The 3727-nt window shown below is 64.1% G+C and carries 3 protein-coding genes; all 3 read right to left on the bottom strand.

Features of this window, described 5'->3' with window-relative positions; translation table 11 throughout:
• Positions 1 to 328 precede the first annotated feature (328 nt).
• The gene (locus tag B3D39_RS02015; RefSeq protein WP_078603829.1) at positions 329 to 919 is read right to left on the bottom strand and encodes a hypothetical protein; all 591 of its coding nucleotides are present in this window, start codon (positions 917 to 919) and stop codon (positions 329 to 331) included.
• A 191-nt stretch (positions 920 to 1110) separates the two neighbouring features.
• A complete protein-coding gene (gene mraY / locus B3D39_RS02010) occupies positions 1111 to 2193 on the bottom strand; it encodes a phospho-N-acetylmuramoyl-pentapeptide-transferase (RefSeq protein ID WP_078519467.1) in 1083 nt (360 codons plus the stop codon).
• Complete coding sequence (locus B3D39_RS02005) at positions 2193 to 3641, bottom strand: UDP-N-acetylmuramoyl-tripeptide--D-alanyl-D-alanine ligase (protein ID WP_286789328.1); 1449 nt, start codon at positions 3639 to 3641, stop codon at positions 2193 to 2195. Before B3D39_RS02005 ends, mraY begins: the two co-directional genes overlap by 1 nt.
• Between the last annotated feature and the right edge of the window lie 86 nt (positions 3642 to 3727).

Below are 3727 nucleotides of genomic sequence, written 5' to 3'. Positions count from 1 at the left end.
CCCCGCCTGCGCGCAGCGCGGCCGCCGTCGCCAGACCCGAGCGCCCGAGCCCGAGCACCGCCACCTTCTGTCCGTCAAAGCCCTGCACCGGGATCATGGGTCTCTCCTGTCGCCTCGCGCAAGGGCAGCGGGGGCCGCCTCGCGTTTTCGTCGTTCTATCACGTCGTCCTATCGCGGGGGCCAGCCCCCGCACCCCCGGGATATTTGAACCAATACGAAGGGGAAAGGGGGAACGCAGCGCGCACGTCGCCGGACATGCAAAAAACGGCGCGCACGGAGGGGAGGAACCGTGCGCGCCGCAAAGGGTCTTCTAGCGATGATCGTTAGATTACGACTTCTGGTCTTGCTGCTTTTCGAGCGTCGAGAGAATGTCCGACAGGCTCGCATTCAGCATCAGCTTGCCCGAGCCGACTTCGGAGGCCGGAACGGTGATCTTGAACATCGAAACGGTCGTGTCGAGCGTGTCGTCGGTGCGGACATAGACTTCGTCGCTGTCGCCCATGTTCATGACTTTCTCGATCGTACCGATTGCAGCGCCGTCCGAGGACACGACTGCATCGTTAACGCCGGTCTGGACCTTGTTGCCGACGATGCCAGCATCTTTGTTCAGCTGGTTCTCGGCGGGAATCGACTCTTCGCCATTCGAGGTCTGGTCGGTCATGGCAGCGCCGACCTTTTCGTCTGCGACGCCAGCGGTGTTGTTGACATCACCGCCCGAGGTGACGTTGACCGCGGGTGCGGTGCCGTCGGAGCTCTGGTCATTCGGAACGATCTGCATCTTGTAGTCGACCAAGCCATATTGGCCATTCTCGGACGAGCCACCGGTGGTCACGCCGTCTTCAGCGCTGGCAACAGTGCCCAGCGACAGCGTGGCAGCGAGAGCAGTCGTCGACAGAATAATGTTGAACTTGCGGGTCATCGGGTTCTCCTCGTTAAAACTTTTACGACGTCTCGCGTCGCGGTTCGGGGAGACAACCAGTGGATTTCGCTTTGGTTCGCTCAAATAAAGTTGACGTAAGCCAAGGGCGCCGCGGTGGAACCACGACGCCCTTTTGCGACTTCGCGCGCACCCGCATACGCGCTAAATAAGAGGTATACGGGAAGGAATTCTCAGCGAATTTTCAGCGTCGCCAGACCGATCAATGCGAGGATCAGCGAGATGATCCAGAAGCGGATGACGATCTGGGGCTCCGACCAGCCTTTCTTTTCGAAATGGTGGTGGATCGGGGCCATCAGGAACACCCGTTTCCCGGTGCGCTTGAAATAGGCGACCTGGATGATCACCGACAGCGCCTCGACCACGAAGAGCCCGCCCACGATGCCGAGGACGATCTCGTGCTGGGTGCAGACCGCGATCGCGCCGATCGCGCCGCCAAGCGCAAGGCTGCCGGTATCGCCCATGAACACCGCAGCCGGCGGGGCGTTATACCACAGGAAGCCCAGACCGCCGCCCATCAGCGCCGCGGTGAAGATCACCAACTCGCCCGAACCGGGGACGAATTGCACGCCCAGATATTCGGTGAAGTCGGTCCGGCCCACGACGTAAGCAATCGCGCCCAGCGTGCCTGCGGCGATCATCACCGGCATGATCGCGAGCCCGTCGAGCCCGTCGGTGAGGTTCACCGCATTGGCCGCGCCGACGATCACGATCATCGCGAAGGGGATGTAGAAATAGCCGAGGTTCAGCACGAGGTCCTTGAAGAACGGGATCGACAGACGCCCTTCCAGATCGGAGGGGTGCAGATACCATGTCAGGAGCGACGCGAGCAGCGCGAGCAGGAAGCCGAGTGCGAGCCGCGCCTTGCTGCTGACGCCTTTGGTATTCTGCTTGGAGACCTTGGCGTAGTCATCGGCGAAGCCGATTGCGGCATAGCCATAGGTGACCATCAGCACGACCCAGATATAGCCGTTGTCGAGCCGCGCCCAGAGAAGCGTCGACACCAGCAATGCCGTCAGGATCAGGATGCCGCCCATCGTGGGCGTCCCGGCCTTGGAGATATGCCCCTCCGGCCCGTCATCGCGGATCGGCTGCCCCTTGCCTTGCGTGCGGCGCAGGATGCCGATCAGCCAGGGGCCGAAGATGAACCCCACCAGAAGCGCCGTGAAGAATGCCCCGCCCGCGCGGAAGGTGATGTAGCGGAACAGGTTGAAGACGCCCCCGCCATCCGAGAGGTCAGTCAGCCAATACAACATTAGTCTTTTCCCTTATGGGCCTCGGCCGCGCCGGGCTGGCCGAGTTTTTTCAATACGCTCACGACGACGCTCACCTTGGAGCCTTTGGATCCTTTGACCAGAACGACGTCGCCGGGGTCGATCAGGTGACGGGCACGCTCTGCCAGCTCGTCCGCCTTTTCATACCATTCGCCGCGTTTGGCGCGCGGAAGCGCCTCGCGCAGCGCCGCCATGCGCGGTCCCGCGAGATGCACGAGGTCTATCTTCGCCATGGCCGGGTGATCGGCGATGGCCGCATGCAGCGCCGCCTCGTCCTCGCCCAGCTCCAGCATGTCGCCGAGGATCGCGATGCGGCGCCCTTTCGCGGTGCGCCCCACCCCGTCGCGCGGCTTGGCGCCTGCCAGAACCTCGAGCGCAGCCGACATCGAGGCCGGGTTCGCGTTGAACGCGTCGTCGAAGAGGTCGAAGCTCTCGGCCTCGTCCACCACATCCATATAGACCCGCTCGCGCTGGCCGCGTCCGGCCGGGGGCTGCCAGTTGCCCAGATCCATCGCGGCGATGGTCGGATCGCAGCCCGCGGCTTCGGCCAGGGCCAGCACGCCGAGCGCGTTATTCGCGAAATGCCGCCCCGGGGTCATCACCTTGAACAGGATCGGCGTGCCATGGTGATCGGCCTGAACGACGGTCGCGTCGCCCGCGATGCGGGCGTCGATCAGACGGTAATCCGAGCCCGGCTCTGGACCGAAGCTGACCATGGTTCCGGCCTGCTGGGCGGCCTTGCGCAGAATGTCGGAAACCTCGAGGCCGGACGGCACGATCGCGATGCCGCCGTCGACGAGCCCCTCGAAGATCGACGCTTTCTCATGCGCGATGCCCTCGATGCTGTCGAAAGCGGCCAGATGAGCCGGCGCGACGGTGGTGATCATCGCGGCATGGGGCTGCGCCATCTTCGCCAGCGGCGCGATCTCGCCCGGGTTGCTCATACCGATCTCGATCACGGCAAAATCGGCATCCTGCGGCAGGCGCGCCAGCGTGATCGGGACGCCCCAGTGATTGTTGAAGCTCGCCTCGGCGGCGTGAACCGTGCCTTGAGCCGAGAGGACGGCGCGCAGCATCTCTTTGCTCGACGTCTTGCCGACGGAACCGGTCACGGCGAGCACGCGGGCCCGCGCACGTGCGCGCCCTGCCCGGCCCAAAGCCTCTAGGCCGGCGAGGACGTCATCCACGATCAGCAGCGGATCGTCCTTCGAGCAACCCTCGGGGATGCGGCTGACCAGCGCCGCGGCTGCGCCCTTGTCGAGGGCTTGGCGCACGAAGTCATGGCCGTCGCGCACGTCTTTGAGTGCTACGAACAGATCGCCCGGATGAATCGTCCGGGTATCGATGGAGATCCCGGTCGCGGCAAAGGTTTGCGTGGCTTCGCCACCGGTCGCGGCGGCCGCGTCGCTCGAGGTCCAGAGAACGGCCATCAGATTTTTCCGTCCAGCGCGGCGACAGCGACCGACGCCTGCTCGGCATCGTCGAACGGATAGGTATCCGAGCCGATGATCTGGCC

The sequence above is a fragment of the Thioclava sp. UBA3469 genome (assembly GCF_002378135.1).
Lineage (GTDB): Bacteria > Pseudomonadota > Alphaproteobacteria > Rhodobacterales > Rhodobacteraceae > Thioclava > Thioclava sediminum.
This window is presented reverse-complemented; position numbering and strand designations above follow the sequence as displayed.